A 15,238-nucleotide genomic window follows, 5' to 3' on the forward strand; every position below is an offset into this window, starting at 1 on the left:
CGGATTGACGTAAAACCGCCCCAAAAGCGGTCTTTCTCATTCCTCCCCCGGAGGGGGAGGGGGACCGGCGAAGCCGGTGGAGGGGTAGTCGTCGCGGGCGACATCGACGATCTGACGGATCGTGGCTTCCAGATCGGACAGGATGATCTGCGCGGGAATTCTGAGAACCCGAACGCCCTGCGAGCAAAGCCAGCGATCGCGGATCGCGTCTCGCTCTGGCCGGTCGCCCCGAGCATGGGCTTCGCCATCAACCTCCACGGCAAGGTTGCGCGCGGGACAGAAGAAATCGAGGACATAGATGCCCGCCGGATGCTGACGGCGAAAGCGCAAGCCATCAGGGCGGGCTCGAAGTGCCTGCCACAGAAGGACTTCGGGCAAGGTCATCCGCCGACGCAGATGCTGGGCAAAATCCTGGGTTTTCTTTGAGGCGTGGAGCATGTGGCGACTACCCCTCCACCAGCCTGCGGCTGGTCCCCTCCCCCCCTCCGGGGGAGGATTGAAGAAAGCATCCTCCGCACATCCACGCAATGTCCGCCTCACACTACCTTCAGACGTTTCGATGCCACTCGCACCCGCACCTCCCGATCGCAGCGCCCCTACCGCCCGCGATAGGTGGGGAGGCCGAGTTTCCACACGATCGCTGCGGCTCGCAGTGCGAACCCTGCGGCGGCACCGCCCAGCCCGGCGGCGAAGGGGGGCAGGCCGGCGAGGCTGAGCGCGACATAGATCGATGAGGCGAGCGCGGCGGCGGTGACGTAGAGTTCGGGGCGCATCAGGATCGACGGTTCGTTCGCGAGCACGTCGCGGATGATGCCGCCGACGCACGCCGTCACCACCCCCATCACTGCGGCGGGCACCGGCGGGATGCCATAGCCGAGCGCCTTGGCGGCGCCGAACGCGGCATAGGCGGCGAGGCCCAGCGCGTCGAGCCAGGCGAAGGTCTGATCGTTCCACCAGCGCTGCGGCGTTACCCAGACGATCGCCGCCATTGCCAGGCACAGCGTGGCGACGCTGGCATCATGGACCCAGAAGACCGGCGCGCCGATCAGCAGATCGCGCACCGTGCCGCCGCCGACCCCGGTGATCAGCGCGAAGAAGGTGGCGGTGACGATCGTCTGCGCATGGCGGGTCGCGGCAAGCGCGCCGGTGGCGGCGAACACCGCGATTCCGAACAGGTCGAGCCAGGGAAGGATCGGACCGATCTGCACTGCGACCGACTGGGACATGGCTCCGTTTGACGCGGGCGCGGGCCCCAAGTCAAACACCCCCTTGGCGAACGGCGCCTGGATCGGGCAGTAAGGCGCCATGCAACGTACCGAGTCTCCGCTGGTCGCCATCGCGATCCTGCTTGCGGCGCTCGCCGGCTTCGTCGATGCGCTCGCCTTTACCAGCCTTGGCGGTTTCTTCGCCTCGTTCATGAGCGGCAACACGACGCGACTGGGCGTCGGGCTGGGCGCCGCGATACCCGGTGACGCGGCGATGGCGGGATCGCTGATCCTGAGCTTCGTCGCCGGCGTCATCCTGTCGAGCATCGTCGTCCGCGCGTTCGGGCCGCGGCCGCAGGCGGCGGTGATGTTTGTGGTGACGACTCTGCTGGCGCTGGCCGCGCTGGTCGGCACGTTCGTGCCCGGGCCGATCGTGCTGCTGCTGCTGGCGGCGGCGATGGGGGCGGAGAATGGCGTGTTCACCCGCGAGGGCGAAGTTGCGATCGGCCTGACCTATATGACCGGATCGCTGGTGCGGATGGGGCAGGGGCTGGCCAATGCGCTGATGGGCGATGCCGATCGGTTCGGCTGGATGCGCTATCTGGTGCTGTGGCTCGGCTTTGCCGCGGGCGTGGTGTTCGGGGCCCAGGCGCAGGCGCGCTGGGGCTGGACCGCGCTGTGGCTCGCCCCGATCGCCGCCGCCGCGCTGACGCTGCTGGTCGCGGTGGTGACGCGCGGGCCGCGGCGGCCGGTGGCGGCGGCCGGCTGAGCGCTCAGCCGGGGGCGGCGATCCCGGCGAGCGCGTGCAGCGCGGCGACATGGCTGTCGAACGCCGCCCGGCCCCGCCGGGTGAGCGAACACCAGGTCCGCTGGCGACCGTTCGCCGCCGCCTTGCGCAGCCGGACATAATCGGCCTCGGCCAGCACCGCGAGATGTTTTGAAAGCACCGAATCGCTGATCTGGACCAAATCGCGCAGCGTCGCGAATTCGGCCTCCTGGACATTGGCGAGCGCGGCCATGAGTTGCAGCCGCGCCGGCGGGTGGATCACCGGATCGAAGTGCGGCGGCTTCACGCGGCGAGCCCCAGTTCGCGCACGAACACCCGCTGCCACATCAGGCTGCCGAAATAGCCGAGCGCGAAGGCGAGGACCGCGAGCGCGACCGACGGCCAGAGCAGCCCGTGCGCGGCGACCGCATAGACGCTGGCACCATAGAGCAGCAGGAAGCCGGGCAGGATCGCGGCGATCACCCGGCGCGTGCGGCCGCGCCGATAGCCGTTGACGAACATGCCCAGCCGCCGGCGATCCCACCGGACCACCAGCACGATGCCGACCAGCACCGGCGCCAGCGCGACGAGCTGATACGGCATCGCGACGGGCGACAGCACGACCGCCGCCATCAGCAGCGCGAAGGCCGCATGGCGGGCCGGCGGGCAGTGCGCGGCGCGGGCGAGCTGGGCGCGGGTGGCGTTCATCGCGGCGAGCGCATCGCGGGCCTCGGTATCGGTGGGCATGATCGAACCTCTCTTTCCAATGTGGAAAGTGATAGGCTTCACTTTCCGGGCCGGCAAGTGATAATTTTCCGATCTGGAAAGTAGGCCGCGCCGCTGGCCCGGCCGGGCGCGATCGGCTAGGCGGCGGCAATCATGCTCAACCTGACAGACATCACGGTTCGCCTTGGCGGGCGCACGATCATCGACAATGCCACGGCCAAGCTGCCGCCGCGCGGGCGCATCGGCCTGATCGGGCGCAACGGCGCGGGCAAATCGACGCTGGTCAAGGTGATCGCCAGCCAGCTCGACCCCGACGGCGGGCGCGTGGACATGCCGCGCGGCGCGAAGCTCGGCTATATCGCGCAGGAAGCGCCGGGCGGATCGGCGACGCCGTTCGAGACCGTGCTGGCCGCCGACACCGAACGCGCGGCGCTGCTCGAAGAGAGCGAGACGAGCCACGACCCCGACCGTCTGGGCGAGATTCATGAGCGGCTGATCGCGATCGACGCGCATGCCGCGCCATCGCGTGCCGCGCGCATCCTGGTCGGGCTCGGCTTTGACGAGGAAATGCAGCACCGGGAACTGGAAAGCTTCTCGGGCGGCTGGCGGATGCGCGTGGCGCTGGCCAGCCTGCTCTTCTCCCAGCCTGACCTGCTGCTGCTCGACGAGCCTTCGAACCACCTTGATCTCGAAGCGGTGCTGTGGCTGGAGGACTTCCTGAAGTCCTACCCTGCGACGATCCTGCTGGTCAGCCACGAGCGCGACTTCCTCAACAATGTCGTCGATCACATCCTGCACCTGGAGCGCGGCAAGCTGACGCTCTATCCCGGCGGTTACGACGCCTTCGAGCGCCAGCGCGCCGAGCGTCAGGCGCAGATTGCGGCCGCCCGCGCCAAGCAGCAGGCCGAGCGCGAGAAGCTGCAGGACTATATCGCCCGCAACTCGGCGCGTGCCTCCACCGCCAAGCAGGCGCAGAGCCGGCAGAAGGCGCTGGCGCGGATGCAGCCGATCGCTGAGCTGGTCGACGATCCCTCGCTCAGCTTCGACTTCCCCAACCCGGACGAGCTGCGCCCGCCGCTGATCACGCTCGACATGGCGAGCGTCGGCTATGGCGAGACGCAGATCCTCCAGCGGCTCAACCTGCGCATCGATCCCGATGATCGCATCGCGCTGCTCGGCCGCAACGGCAACGGCAAGACCACGCTCGCCCGGCTGCTCGCCGCGCAGCTGACGCCGATGGACGGCGCGATCAATGCCAGCGGCAAGATGAAGGTGGGGTATTTCACCCAATATCAGGTGGAGGAGCTCGACCGCGACGACACGCCGCTCGAGCACATGACGCGCAACATGGCCGGCGCGAGCCCGGCGGCGGTGCGCGCGCAGCTCGGCCGGTTCGGCTTTTCGGGCGACAAGGCGACCACCAAGGTGGGCAAACTGTCGGGCGGCGAGCGGGCGCGGCTGGCGCTGGCGCTGATTACCCGCGACGCCCCGCACCTGCTGATCCTCGACGAGCCGACCAACCATCTCGACGTCGACGCGCGCGAGGCGCTGATCCAGGCACTCAACGGCTATACCGGCACCGTCGTCGTGGTCAGCCACGATCGCCACATGCTGGAAATGACCGCGGATCGGCTGGTGCTGGTCGACCAGGGCACCGCTCGCGAGTTCGACGGCAGCCTCGACGACTATATCGCCTTCGTGCTCGCCAAGACGCCGGCCGAGGGCAAGGGCGGTGTATCGAAGGAAAACCGCAAGGACGCGCGCCGCGCCGCCGCCGAGGCGCGGGAAAAGGGCAATGCGCTGCGCAAGGCGGCCAAGGCGGCCGAGGCGGAGGTCGCCAAGCTGCAGGGCCAGCTCTCGGCGATCGACCGGGCGATGTTCGATCCCTCCAGTGCCGAGCCCGCGCTCGCCAAGCTGACCATGACCGACCTGATGAAGCGCCGCGCCGATCTCGCCGCGAAGATCGAGGCGGCGGAACTGGCCTGGATGGAAGCGAGCGAGGCGCTTGAGAGCGTCGGCGGCTGAGCGATAGGCGTGCGCTTTTCGATGGCGGTGCAGCGGGTTACCTCGCCCGTACCGTCTAGGTATGATTGCGGATGCGCACCGATCCCTGCTAAATTTCGCTATATTACTGATTGTTTCCACTGCTTTCCATGGTTGATCGGGACTAACCAAGTTCAAGGGCGGCTCCCGATCGGCCGAACGACGAGCGAAGACAGAACAGAAAAGATTTCAGGGAGGCAGTGAAAGCACGTCCTGCCGTTGCCGATCACGGTGACGTCCGGCCGGTAACAATGGCATGATGTTCGTGGCCCGTTCGAGGCGCGGACATCGTCTCGGATAGGGCTTTCCATGAAGAAACTGCTTCTCGCCGGCGCGGCGTCGTCCGCGCTGATCCTTGCTGCGCCCGCTTTCGCCCAGTCGAGCGAAGGCGATCAGGCCGAACTGATCGCGCTGATCAAGGCGCAGGCTGCCGAGCTGGCGGCGTTGCGCGCCCGGCTCGACAAGATCGAAGGCGGCCAGGCCGCGACGACCGCGCCTGCGCAGACCACCACCGCCGCGCCGCGTCCACAACAGCAGCGCCGCCCGATCGCGGGCGAGGAAAGCCTGGTCGAGGGCTTCGCGCCGCAGATCATGCCGCCCAACCTGGTCGACCAGACCGTGCAGCAGGCGCGCGACTCCGCGCTCAACCTGGCCGGCGTCACCACCGAATGGCGCGGCGGCCTGCCGATCTTCCGTTCGGCGGACGGCAAATACATGTTCAAGATGCGCGGCCGCATCATCAACCATGTCAGCACGACGTTCGGTTCGGACTATGACGGCCGCAACATCACGACGACCGGTGCCCGCGCGCTGCGCATCGGCATCGAAGGCGGCATCGGGCCGCACTTCTTCTATCAGTTCGAGAACGACTTTGCCGACAACACGTCGGACGTCGGCACGATGTTCGTCGGCTGGCGCGACACGGTGGGCAAGGTCGATTACGACGTGCGCTTCGGCGACATGTTCAACGATCGCGGCTTTGAGGCATCGAGCGGCTCCGACGCGCCGCCGTTCCTGGAGCGCAACGTGGTCGGCACCGCGATTGTGCCGCAGCGCGGCTTCTATGGCATTGCGCTGATGTCGCGGCTGTTCTGGAAGACTGGCCATGCGTCGATCACGCTGAGCGGCGACACCGTCGATGCCACCCAGTCGGTCGGCGACAGCCGCACGGTGATGAGCCGCGTCCATTGGAACCCGCTCAAGACCGATCGCTCGGTCGTCCATCTGGGCGTCTGGGGCTTTGACGAGAAGCTGGCGGTCGGGCCGGGTTCGCTGACGCGCAACACCGTGATCGGCGGCCGTTTCAACGGCGCGCTGCGCGTGTCGACCGGCACGATCACGGGCGGCACCGGCACCACCGGCTATGGCGTCGAAGTCGGCGGCTATACCGGGCCGTTCTGGGTGATGGCCGAGGCGGGCCGCCGCAATGCGCGGCTCAACGCCGACCGCCCGGACCTTGAGACCAAGGCATGGAGCCTTTCGACCGGCTATTTCCTCACCGGCGACCTGCCGCCCTATAACCCGCGTCTCGGCACCTTTGCCCAGCCACTCGTGCGCCGGCCGGTGTTCGAGGGCGGCCCGGGTGCGATCGAGGTGCTGGCCCGCTACGAGAATCTCGATTTCTCGGGCGTGCCGACCGCCGGCAAGGGCTCGGCGGCGACGATCGGCATGAACTGGTATCTCGACAGCATCGTCCGCATGCAGTTCAACGTGATCCACTGGAACACCGACAACCGCGCCGGCGCCTATCAGGGCAAGGACAGCGGCGAGACGGTGAGCGCCGGGTTCGGCGTCACCTTCTGATCCCGCACGAGCGAAGACGAAGAGGGGCGGGGTGACACTCGCCCCTTTTTCGTGCGCGGGGCGATGGTGTGCGAATTCATGTCCGGTCGAGCACGATCTTGCCGCGTGCGCGGCCGCTTTCGATCAGCGCATGGGCGCGGCGGAGGTTGGCGGCATTGATCGCGCCGAAGACTTCGGTGAGCGTCGTGCGGATCGTGCCGGCGTCGACGAGACGCGAGACCTCGTCGAGCAGCCGCCCCTGCTCGGCGATGTCGGCCGTGCCAAACATCGAGCGGGTGAACATGAACTCCCAATGGACCGAAACGCTCTTGCGCTTGAACGGCACGATATCGAGCGCGGCGGGATCGTCAATTAACGCGAACCGCCCCTGCGGGCCGATCAGTTCCACGATATCGACAAGGTGATCGGTCGTGTGGGTGGTGGAAAAGACAAAGGCAGGGGCACCCAGTCCCAGCGCCGCGACCTGCGGCGCGAGCGGTTTCGAATGATCGACGATGTGGTGGGCGCCCAGATTGGCCGCCCATGACGCCGTCTCCGCGCGGGATGCCGAGGCGATGACGGTCAAGTCGGTCAGCCGGCGGGCGAGTTGGATCGCGATCGAGCCGACGCCACCGGCACCGCCGATGATGAGAAGGGCAGGCGCCGCACCCGGCACCGGGCGGTCGTTGACGTCCAGTCGATCGAACAGCGCTTCCCATGCGGTGATCGCGGTGAGCGGCAGCGCGGCCGCCTCTGCCCAGTTCAGGGCCGCGGGCTTGGCGCCGACGATCCGCTCATCGACGAGATGGAAGTCGGCATAGGTGCCGGGTCGGGTGATCGAGCCCGCATAGAAGACCTCGTCGCCCGGCCTGAAGCGGGTCGTCTCCGGCCCCGTTTCGACGACGATGCCGGCTGCGTCCCAGCCAAGCACCTTCCACTCCTCCGCCTCCGGCCGGACGTTCGCCCGGACCTTGGTGTCGGCGGGATTGACCGAAATGGCCTTGATCTCGACCAGCAGGTCGCGTCCCGCTGCGATGGGTTTCGGCAGCTCGATATCGACCAGCGATCGTTCGTCCGTGATCGGGCGCGGAATCTTGTAGCCAACGGCGTGCATCAAAAGCTCCTGTCCGGTGCGTTGCTTCTTGTCTGGAAACAGGTGTTCGTTCGGCGTATTTTCCGCAAGAACGCACATAAATCGCACATAGTGTCGAAAAGGATACCCTCTTTGGGCCGACCCCGTCATGATCGTTTCGATTGCAACCCAGGCTGTCCCGTCGAAGCCACGCTCGTTCTGATCGGCGGCAAATGGAAGGGCGTGGTGCTGTGGCACCTGCTTCAGGGGACGCTGCGCTTCAACGAACTGCGCCGCCGCGTGCCGAGCGTTACCCAGCGGATGCTGACCAATCAGCTTCGCGAGATGGAGGCGGACGGCTTCATCGTCCGAACGGTGTATCCCGAGGTCCCCCCCCGAGTGGAATACAGCCTATCCGAACGCGGACGCAGCCTCGAACCCGTCCTGCTGGCACTGAAAGCCTGGGGCGAGACGAATGTCGTCTCGTCGGGTGCGGCGGCGGCCTGACCGGCCCGGTCGGCGGAGATCGGCTTCCCCCGCGCCCCGGCGAACGATCCGAGCGCGCCTGCTCGACGACGTTCGCAAATGTTGTAGAACGCGCGCGACGAGGGGAGGTCATGGATGACGGACGCAGTGCGTGAGCCCAGTGCCAGGGAGATGCGGCTGGTGATCGGCGCATCGTCGCTGGGCACGATGTTCGAATGGTATGATTTCTTTATCTGGGGCACGCTGACCGCGACCGGGATTCTGGGCCGCACCTTCTTTCCCTCTGGCAACGAGACGCTGGCGACCCTGCTTTCCTGGGCGACCTTTGCGGTCGGCTTCGGGTTTCGGCCGCTGGGGGCGGTGCTGTTCGGCTATCTGGGCGACCGGATGGGCCGGAAATACACCTTCCTCGTCACGATCACGCTGATGGGCGGGGCGACTGCGGGGATCGGCCTGATCCCCGGTTATGCCGCGATCGGGGTGACGGCGCCGATCCTGATCCTGGTGATGCGCGTGGCGCAGGGGCTGGCACTGGGCGGCGAATATGGCGGCGCGGCGATCTATGTCGCCGAACATTCGCCGGGCGGGCGTGCCGGCTATCATACCAGCTTCATCCAGGCGAGCGTGGTCGGCGGCTTCATCCTGAGCCTGGCGGTGGTGCTGCTGTTCAAGTTCGCCTTTGCCGCGGCATGGGACAGCTGGGCCTGGCGGCTGCCGTTCCTGTTTTCAATCCTGCTGCTGGCTGTGTCGCTATGGATGCGGCTGAAACTCTCCGAAAGCCCGGTGTTCAAGGCGATGAAGGCGGCTGGCGAGACCGCGCGCAATCCGTTCGTCGAGAGCTTCACCTATCCGGGCAACAAACGCCGGCTGTTCGTCGCGCTGTTCGGCATCGCCGCCGGGCTGACCGTGATCTGGTACACGGCGATGTTTTCGGTGCTGTCGTTCCTGTCCGGCCCGATGCGGATCGACCAGACCGCGGCGCAGCTGATCACCGCCGCCGGGGCGCTGCTCGGCACCGGCTTTTTCGTGCTGTTCGGATCGATTTCGGACCGGGTGGGGCGCAAGCCGCCGATCGTGATCGGCTATGCGCTGACGCTGTTGCTGCTGTTCCCCTGTTTCTGGGTGATCGGAAGCGCCGCCAATCCGCAGCTGGCCAAGGCGGCGTTCCGTGCGCCGGTGGTGGTTTCCGGCCCGCATTGCGCGTTCGATCCGTTCGCATCGAAACAGGTGGACGACTGCGCGCGCCTGCTCGATCACCTGTCGAAGCTGGGTGTGGCCTATTCGACCGATGAGGCGCCGTCGCTTTACGTGACGGTGGGCGGGCAGGTGGTGCCGGTGGCGACGCTCGACGCGGTCGACGGCGCGCTTGTGGAGGCCGGATACCGCTTCGACCGGGTGGTACCGACGCCGATCGGCATCGCGATGATCCTGCTGGCGATGACGGTGCTAATGGCGCTGGCGGGGGCCACCTATGGCCCGGTAGCGGCGTTGCTGAGCGAGATGTTCCCCAGCCGCATCCGCTATTCGTCGATGTCGATCCCCTATCATGTCGGGACCGGCTATTTCGGTGGATTCCTGCCGTTCATCAGCCAGTATATCGTGGCGCGGACCGGCGACCCCTTTGCCGGCCTGTGGTACACGATCGCGGTGGTGGCGATGGCGCTGCTAGTGACGATGCTGGGCCTGCGCGAGACGGTGAAGCTGCGCGGACAGCACGGTTAGGCGGGGCCGGAGCGGCGCGCGCGGTGGCGGGTGGCGACGGCGACGATCGCCGCGCTCGACAACAGGATCGAGGAAACCAGCACGGTGATCGCGAGCAGGCCGGCGGGGCTGGACGATGCCTCGGCCGACAATTCGACGCGGCTGCCGATGCGAATCGAGGCGGCGGCGCGGACCGCCGGTTGCGGACGCCCGGCAGGCGAAGGCTCGCCCACCGGGTCGATCGGCCGTGAGGTTGGGATCAGTCGCGTTCGACGCACATCGCGATGCCCATGCCGCCGCCGATGCACAGCGTGGCGAGGCCCTTCTTCGCGTCGCGCTTCTGCATTTCGTGCACCAGCGTCGTCAGGATGCGCGCGCCCGATGCGCCGATCGGATGGCCGATCGCGATCGCGCCGCCATTGACGTTGACCTTGTCGGCATCCCAGCCGAGTTCCTTGCCGACCGACAGCGCCTGCGCGGCGAACGCCTCATTCGCCTCGATCAGGTCGAGATCGGCGATGCTCCAGCCGGCCTTTTCGAGCGCCTTGCGGCTGGCCGGGACCGGGCCGATGCCCATGATCGAAGGGTCGACGCCGACGCTTGCCCAGCTCTTGATCGTCGCCAGGATCGGTGCGCCGCGCTTTTCGGCTTCGTCGCGGCTCATCAGCACCAGCGCGGCGGCGCCGTCGTTGAGGCCCGAGGCATTGGCGGCGGTGACGGTGCCGTCCTTCTTGAAGGCGGGCTTGAGGCCCGACACGCCGTCCACCGTGGCGCCGGCGCGGATATATTCGTCATCGGCGACGATCGTCTCGCCCTTGCGCGTCTTGATCGTCACAGGCGCGATCTCGTCCTTGAAGCGGCCGTCGGCGCGCGCCTTCTCGGCGAGGTTCTGCGAGCGCACGGCGAATTCGTCCTGATCGGCGCGCGTCACCTGATATTGCTCGGCGAGATTCTCGGCGGTGATGCCCATGTGATAGCCGTTGAACACGTCGGTCAGGCCGTCCTTGATCATCGTGTCGACAAGGCTGACATCGCCCATCTTGGTGCCGGGGCGCAGCGACTGGGCGTGGGTGCTCATCGACATCGATTCCTGGCCGCCGGCGACGATGATCGCCGCATCGCCGTTGCGGATCGCCTGGAAACCGAGCGCGACGGCGCGCAGGCCCGAGCCGCAGACCTGCTGCACGCTCCATGCCGGCACTTCCTTCGGCACGCCGGCGTTCATCGATGCCTGGCGGGCGGGGTTCTGGCCCTGCGCGGAGGTGAGCACCTGGCCGAGGATGACTTCGGAGACTTCCTCGCCCTTGACGCCGGCCTCGGCCAGCGCAGCCTCGATCGCGATCCGGCCCAGCTCATGCGCGGGGGTGGCGGCAAAGGCGCCGAGGAAGCTGCCCACCGGGGTACGCTTGGCGGCGGTAATCACGACGTCGGTCATGCTGGTCTCCTGGGATGTGTTTGGCGGCTACTTAGTGCGTGGAAGCGCGGTTAGCCAGTCTGCGAGCGGCTGCCACACCGACGATCGCGCGCGGCCGCCGACAATCATGCCGACATGGCCGGGCGCGAGGCTGCGGACATCGCCGGTGCGGATCGCGGTGGCGGCGGGGACGATCCGGTCGCTGCTCGATACCAGCGACAGCAGTGGGACGGTGAGCGTCGCCGGGTCGATCGTCTGCCCCGCCACCTGCCAGCGGCCGCGGCCGGGCAGATCGGCGGCGAGGAAATCGTCGAACAGCTGGCGCCCGGCGGCGAAGGTCAGCGGCGAGCCGCCATTGGCCCAATCCTCGAGCACGACGAAGGCGCGCGTCTCGGCCGAGCGGCGCGGCAGGCGGCCGAAGCGTTCATATTTGAGGATCGTGCGGCGCGGATCGAGCTGCCAGAAACCCGACTGGAGCACCTCCATCGGCACGAGGCCGAGGCGTTCGCAGGTGGGCCAGGCCTGTTCCCACAGGCTGCCGATCGTCTCGACCGCAGCACCATAGCCGGCGAAATGCCAGGGCGTGGCGATGGTGGCGAGGCCGGCGGTCTCGACCGCCTGGGCAGCGGCGATCGCCATCGTCCCGCCCAGGCAATAGCCGACCAGTGCCGGCGGGCGGCGAAGCTGGCGCAGCAGCGGCAAGAGCAGCGATTCGACATGGCCGGTGATGTCGAGATCGCGCTCGCCTGGCGTGGGCGTGCCCCAATCGACCAGCATCGGCCGGACGCCCTGGCGCGCGAGCCAGCGCAGCATCGAATTGCCGCGCGCCAGATCGAGCACCACCGGCGGATTGATCAGCGAGGGCACAAACACGACCGGCAGGCCGTGCCTGCCATAATCGCGCAGTACCGCCCGGCCGGCGCGCGCGATCACCGGCTTGTCGGCGCGCGGCGCCGGACGGGGCGCGGATTGATAGGCGGCAAGACCGGCCAGTGCCGCCGCACGCCGCGCTGGCGATGCCGCAGTCTCGCTGCGCAGCAACGCAAGAAATAGCGGCAATGGGCGCGGTGCGTGTTGCGACGCGGAAGAAACTGTAGTTAGGTGCGATTTCGTCACGCGCGGGGGTTCCCATGAAGAAAGCTGCACCAGGAAGCGGGCCGGTCATCATCAAGAAATACGCCAACCGGCGCCTCTACAATACGGAAACCTCGTCCTACATCACGCTCGAGCATCTCGCAGCGATGACGCGCGAAGGCCGCGACTTCAAGGTCGTCGATGCCAAGACCGACGAGGATATCACGCACAATGTGCTGACCCAGATCATCATGGAGGAGGAATCGCGCGGCCAGACGATGCTGCCGGTGAACTTCCTGCGCCAGCTGATCGCGCTCTATGGCGATTCGATGCAGGCGATGGTGCCGGGCTATCTCGAAGCGTCGATGGACAGTTTCCGCCGCAACCAGGAACAGTTCAAATCGGCGGTCGAGGGCGCGTTCGCCAATTCGCCCTTTGCCGAGATCGCCAAGCGCAACATTGCGATGTTCGAAGCCGCGGCGAGCGCGTTCCAGCCGGGCGGCGCGGCCAATCCGGGCCAGCCGATGCCGGGCGCGGCGCCGGCCCCGACCGAGACGAGCGGCGACGATGTCTCGGCGCTGAAGGCCGAACTCGCGCGGCTGCAGGAAAAGATCGAGAAGCTGGCGAAGTAAGCGTCGCCGGCGACGCACGTTCGCAGAGACGGCCAGAGAAGGGGGCCTTGCAGCCCCCGACCCGTCAGGGCTTGCGGAACTTGAGCGTCATGCGGTCGCTTTCGCCGATCGCGGCATATTTCGCCCGGTCCTGATCCTTGAGCGCATAGGTGGGCGGCAGCGTCCAGACGCCATTTGCCCAATCGGCGGTATCGGCTTTGTTGGCGTTGACCTCCGACGCGCCGACATATTGGAAGCCCGCTTGCTCGGCGAGGCGGCGGACGGTGGAGACCTTCACATAGCCGCTCTTGGTCTCGCGCTCGTCGCTCGCCGATTCGGGCAGGCGATGATCGACGACGCCGAGCGTGCCACCCTTTTTGAGCATTGCATACATCTGCTTGAACGCTTCGAGCGCATAATCCTGGCCGTCGCGCTGATAGCCCATCCGCCAGTTGTGGACGTTGCGGAAGGTGAGGACGACATCGGCGCTGCCATCGGGCACGCGCGGCTGGCCATCGGCAGCGGGGAAGGCGGCGAGCTTGACCGCACCGTATGTGGCGGCATCCTTCGCCTTGAGCGCGTCGATGCCGCGGCTGCCATTGGGCCAGGGCACGGCGGCATAGAGCGTGCCGTGGCCGTTGGTGAGCGGTGCCAGAATTTCGGTGTACCAGCCACCGCCCGGCCAGATCTCGACCACCGTCGAATCGGGCTTCACCCCGAAAAAGTCGAGCGTGGCGACTGGATGACGATAGCGATCGCGCGCGACATTGGCCGGCGTTCGGCTCTTGGCGGCGACCGCCGCCTCGATCGTCTGGTGTTCGGCGGCGGGGACGTTCGCGGCGACGCTGGCGACGGCGATCGCAGTGGTCGCGACGGCGATGGCGATGAGACTATGGCGCATGGACATTCTCTCCCTGTATCGGCGCGAGCATGGAGAAGTGTTGTGACGATGCAACTACAATATTGGGCCGGCGCCGTCATCGCGCTGATCGTTGCGGTGGCAAGCGCGTTGGGTGAACGGCGCCGACGCGGCCGACACGATCTCGACCGAATCGGGCTGATGCCGTGGATGACGATGCAGATGATTGCGCTGTTCGCGGCGCTGGTGCTCGCCAGCGTCGCGCTCAACGCGCGCTGAGCGCGATCAGTAGAAGCGGCGCAGCGTCAATGTCCGCCGGGTGCCGTCGCACAGCGTGAGTTCGACGCGCCGGCCGGGCGTGCCCGCCGTCCAGGTCGCGAGCTGCCCCGGCACGCCGTCGACCGGCACCGGCACGCCCGCCTCCGCACAGATCGCGTCGCCCCTGCGCCAGCCTCCCGCGTCCGCCGGCGAGCCGCGCATGACGTGCAGCACCTCGAACCGGCCGGGCCGCCAGGCGAGCAGCAGCCCGCTGGTCGACCGCGGCACCGGCGCATCGACATCGGCGCCGGGCGCCAGCACCAGGCGGCCGGCGCGGGGATCGATCAGCAGATGGTAGCGCATCAGCCAGCCATTGCCGATCCGGCCGGCGAGGCCGGTGGCCAGCGAATAGCTGCCCGCATCCTCGATGCGGACCTCGCTCTCGCGGGGGGCGGCGGCGCCCACCGAAAAGTCGGTCACGATGGCGGTATCGGTGACGACGCCGCCGCCCATGCCCCAGCCCAGCGTTGTGGTGAGCACGGCGCCGCGCTCACCGGCCTGGACCCAGGTGGGGCGGGCGACCGTCACCGCCGATCCGTCGCCGGTGTCGACCAGCATCGGCTGCACGCTGGCCGCGCCGAGCCTTGCCGCGACAGTCGGCACGCCGGTGTCGCCGTTGACGGCGAGCGGCACGGTGATCCCGGTGAAGGGCAGGCGGCCGCTGGCGAGGATGCGAAAGCGGCGCGCGGCATAATCGATCTCGATCGCGCAGCAGCCGAGCAGATCGTTGCCGACGAACAGCTCCGCGCCGAAGCGATCGGCGCCGGGCAGATCGGCGATTGCGATGCGCGGATTGCGGCGGGACAGCGCGCCGATCGCGATCGAGACGGGCCGAGCCCATTCGACATCGACCGTGCCGCCGATCGCGATCGCCCGCTCGCGTCCGCGGCGCACAAAGCCGGCACGACGGGCGAGGGCATCGGTGACGACGGTGTGGGTGAGGCCGGTGTCGAGGATGGCGTCGACCGTCGTGCCACCGATCGTGGCGCTGAATCGGATCTGGTTGCTGGCGGTCAGATCGAACGGCACCCAGCGTGCCTCGGCATCGGGCGCGAGCGTGACCCCGGATTGCAGGGCGGCGGCGAGGATCAGGGCAGTGAGCGGCACGGGGGCAGACTAGAGCGTTTTCACCATGGGCGAAAACGCTCTGATTGTTCGTTGCCGCATTTTCCGAGTCGTTG

The 15,238-nt window shown here is 67.6% G+C and carries 17 protein-coding genes; 7 read left to right on the top strand and 10 right to left on the bottom strand.

The window, feature by feature from the left end; all coding sequences use genetic code 11:
* Positions 1-36 precede the first annotated feature (36 nt).
* Together ACX40Y_RS05625 and ACX40Y_RS05630 are read right to left on the bottom strand one after the other, a co-directional pair.
* On the bottom strand, positions 37-438 hold the full coding sequence (locus tag ACX40Y_RS05625) for an endonuclease domain-containing protein (RefSeq protein ID WP_459118566.1): 402 nt from the start codon (positions 436-438) through the stop codon (positions 37-39).
* Positions 439-596: 158 nt separating this feature from the next.
* On the bottom strand, positions 597-1,226 hold the full coding sequence (locus ACX40Y_RS05630; RefSeq protein WP_459118567.1) for a trimeric intracellular cation channel family protein: 630 nt from the start codon (positions 1,224-1,226) through the stop codon (positions 597-599).
* A gap of 79 nt (positions 1,227-1,305) precedes the next feature.
* Here ACX40Y_RS05630 and ACX40Y_RS05635 point away from each other — a divergent pair, with 79 nt between their 5' ends.
* A complete protein-coding gene (locus tag ACX40Y_RS05635) occupies positions 1,306-1,974 on the top strand; it encodes a YoaK family protein (RefSeq protein ID WP_459118568.1) in 669 nt (222 codons plus the stop codon).
* Between the two features lie 4 nt (positions 1,975-1,978).
* On the opposite strand, the gene ACX40Y_RS05640 is transcribed toward ACX40Y_RS05635, so the two are convergent.
* Both ACX40Y_RS05640 and ACX40Y_RS05645 read right to left on the bottom strand, forming a co-directional pair.
* Positions 1,979-2,278, bottom strand: a complete 300-nt coding sequence (locus ACX40Y_RS05640) for a winged helix-turn-helix domain-containing protein (protein WP_459118569.1) — start codon at positions 2,276-2,278, stop codon at positions 1,979-1,981.
* The gene (locus ACX40Y_RS05645; RefSeq protein ID WP_459118570.1) at positions 2,275-2,718 is read right to left on the bottom strand and encodes a hypothetical protein; all 444 of its coding nucleotides are present in this window, start codon (positions 2,716-2,718) and stop codon (positions 2,275-2,277) included. Before ACX40Y_RS05645 ends, ACX40Y_RS05640 begins: the two co-directional genes overlap by 4 nt.
* A gap of 132 nt (positions 2,719-2,850) precedes the next feature.
* Here ACX40Y_RS05645 and ACX40Y_RS05650 point away from each other — a divergent pair, with 132 nt between their 5' ends.
* The gene (locus ACX40Y_RS05650; RefSeq protein WP_459118571.1) at positions 2,851-4,722 is read left to right on the top strand and encodes an ABC-F family ATP-binding cassette domain-containing protein; all 1,872 of its coding nucleotides are present in this window, start codon (positions 2,851-2,853) and stop codon (positions 4,720-4,722) included.
* 327 nt (positions 4,723-5,049) lie between these two features.
* Positions 5,050-6,543 carry an OprO/OprP family phosphate-selective porin gene (locus ACX40Y_RS05655; RefSeq protein ID WP_459118572.1) on the top strand — a complete coding sequence of 498 codons (1,494 nt, stop codon included), beginning with the start codon at positions 5,050-5,052 and terminating at the stop codon, positions 6,541-6,543.
* A 76-nt stretch (positions 6,544-6,619) separates the two neighbouring features.
* On the opposite strand, the gene ACX40Y_RS05660 is transcribed toward ACX40Y_RS05655, so the two are convergent.
* Positions 6,620-7,636 (bottom strand): zinc-binding alcohol dehydrogenase family protein, encoded by a 1,017-nt coding sequence (locus ACX40Y_RS05660; RefSeq protein ID WP_459118573.1) that lies wholly within the window; start codon positions 7,634-7,636, stop codon positions 6,620-6,622.
* A gap of 111 nt (positions 7,637-7,747) precedes the next feature.
* Between ACX40Y_RS05660 and ACX40Y_RS05665 the strand changes: the two genes are divergently transcribed.
* Together ACX40Y_RS05665 and ACX40Y_RS05670 are read left to right on the top strand one after the other, a co-directional pair.
* A complete protein-coding gene (locus ACX40Y_RS05665) occupies positions 7,748-8,101 on the top strand; it encodes a winged helix-turn-helix transcriptional regulator (protein ID WP_459118574.1) in 354 nt (117 codons plus the stop codon).
* A 114-nt stretch (positions 8,102-8,215) separates the two neighbouring features.
* Positions 8,216-9,802, top strand: coding sequence for an MFS transporter (locus ACX40Y_RS05670; protein WP_459118575.1), 1,587 nt, complete (start codon positions 8,216-8,218; stop codon positions 9,800-9,802).
* Here the strand turns inward: ACX40Y_RS05670 and ACX40Y_RS05675 are convergent.
* Genes ACX40Y_RS05675 through ACX40Y_RS05685 form a run of 3 tightly spaced genes read right to left on the bottom strand, consistent with a single transcriptional unit; the run spans position 9,799 to position 12,254 of the window.
* Positions 9,799-10,014, bottom strand: coding sequence for a hypothetical protein (locus ACX40Y_RS05675; RefSeq protein ID WP_459118576.1), 216 nt, complete (start codon positions 10,012-10,014; stop codon positions 9,799-9,801). The genes ACX40Y_RS05670 and ACX40Y_RS05675 overlap by 4 nt on opposite strands.
* A 26-nt stretch (positions 10,015-10,040) precedes the next feature.
* Entirely contained in the window at positions 10,041-11,216 is a 1,176-nt protein-coding gene (locus tag ACX40Y_RS05680; RefSeq protein ID WP_459118577.1) for an acetyl-CoA C-acetyltransferase, read from the bottom strand.
* Positions 11,217-11,243: 27 nt separating this feature from the next.
* Positions 11,244-12,254, bottom strand: coding sequence for an alpha/beta hydrolase (locus ACX40Y_RS05685; RefSeq protein ID WP_459118578.1), 1,011 nt, complete (start codon positions 12,252-12,254; stop codon positions 11,244-11,246).
* A gap of 71 nt (positions 12,255-12,325) precedes the next feature.
* Between ACX40Y_RS05685 and phaR the strand changes: the two genes are divergently transcribed.
* Positions 12,326-12,901, top strand: coding sequence for a polyhydroxyalkanoate synthesis repressor PhaR (gene phaR, locus ACX40Y_RS05690; RefSeq protein ID WP_459118579.1), 576 nt, complete (start codon positions 12,326-12,328; stop codon positions 12,899-12,901).
* Positions 12,902-12,965: 64 nt separating this feature from the next.
* On the opposite strand, the gene ACX40Y_RS05695 is transcribed toward phaR, so the two are convergent.
* Positions 12,966-13,781: a class I SAM-dependent methyltransferase gene (locus tag ACX40Y_RS05695; protein WP_459118580.1), complete on the bottom strand. Its 816-nt coding sequence runs from the start codon at positions 13,779-13,781 to the stop codon at positions 12,966-12,968.
* A gap of 48 nt (positions 13,782-13,829) precedes the next feature.
* On the opposite strand from ACX40Y_RS05695, the gene ACX40Y_RS05700 reads away from it, so the two are divergent.
* On the top strand, positions 13,830-14,018 hold the full coding sequence (locus ACX40Y_RS05700; protein ID WP_459118872.1) for a hypothetical protein: 189 nt from the start codon (positions 13,830-13,832) through the stop codon (positions 14,016-14,018).
* Positions 14,019-14,024: 6 nt separating this feature from the next.
* On the opposite strand, the gene ACX40Y_RS05705 is transcribed toward ACX40Y_RS05700, so the two are convergent.
* Entirely contained in the window at positions 14,025-15,164 is a 1,140-nt protein-coding gene (locus ACX40Y_RS05705) for an aspartyl protease family protein (protein ID WP_459118581.1), read from the bottom strand.
* Between the last annotated feature and the right edge of the window lie 74 nt (positions 15,165-15,238).

Source organism: Sphingomonas sp. RS6 (genome assembly GCF_054489705.1).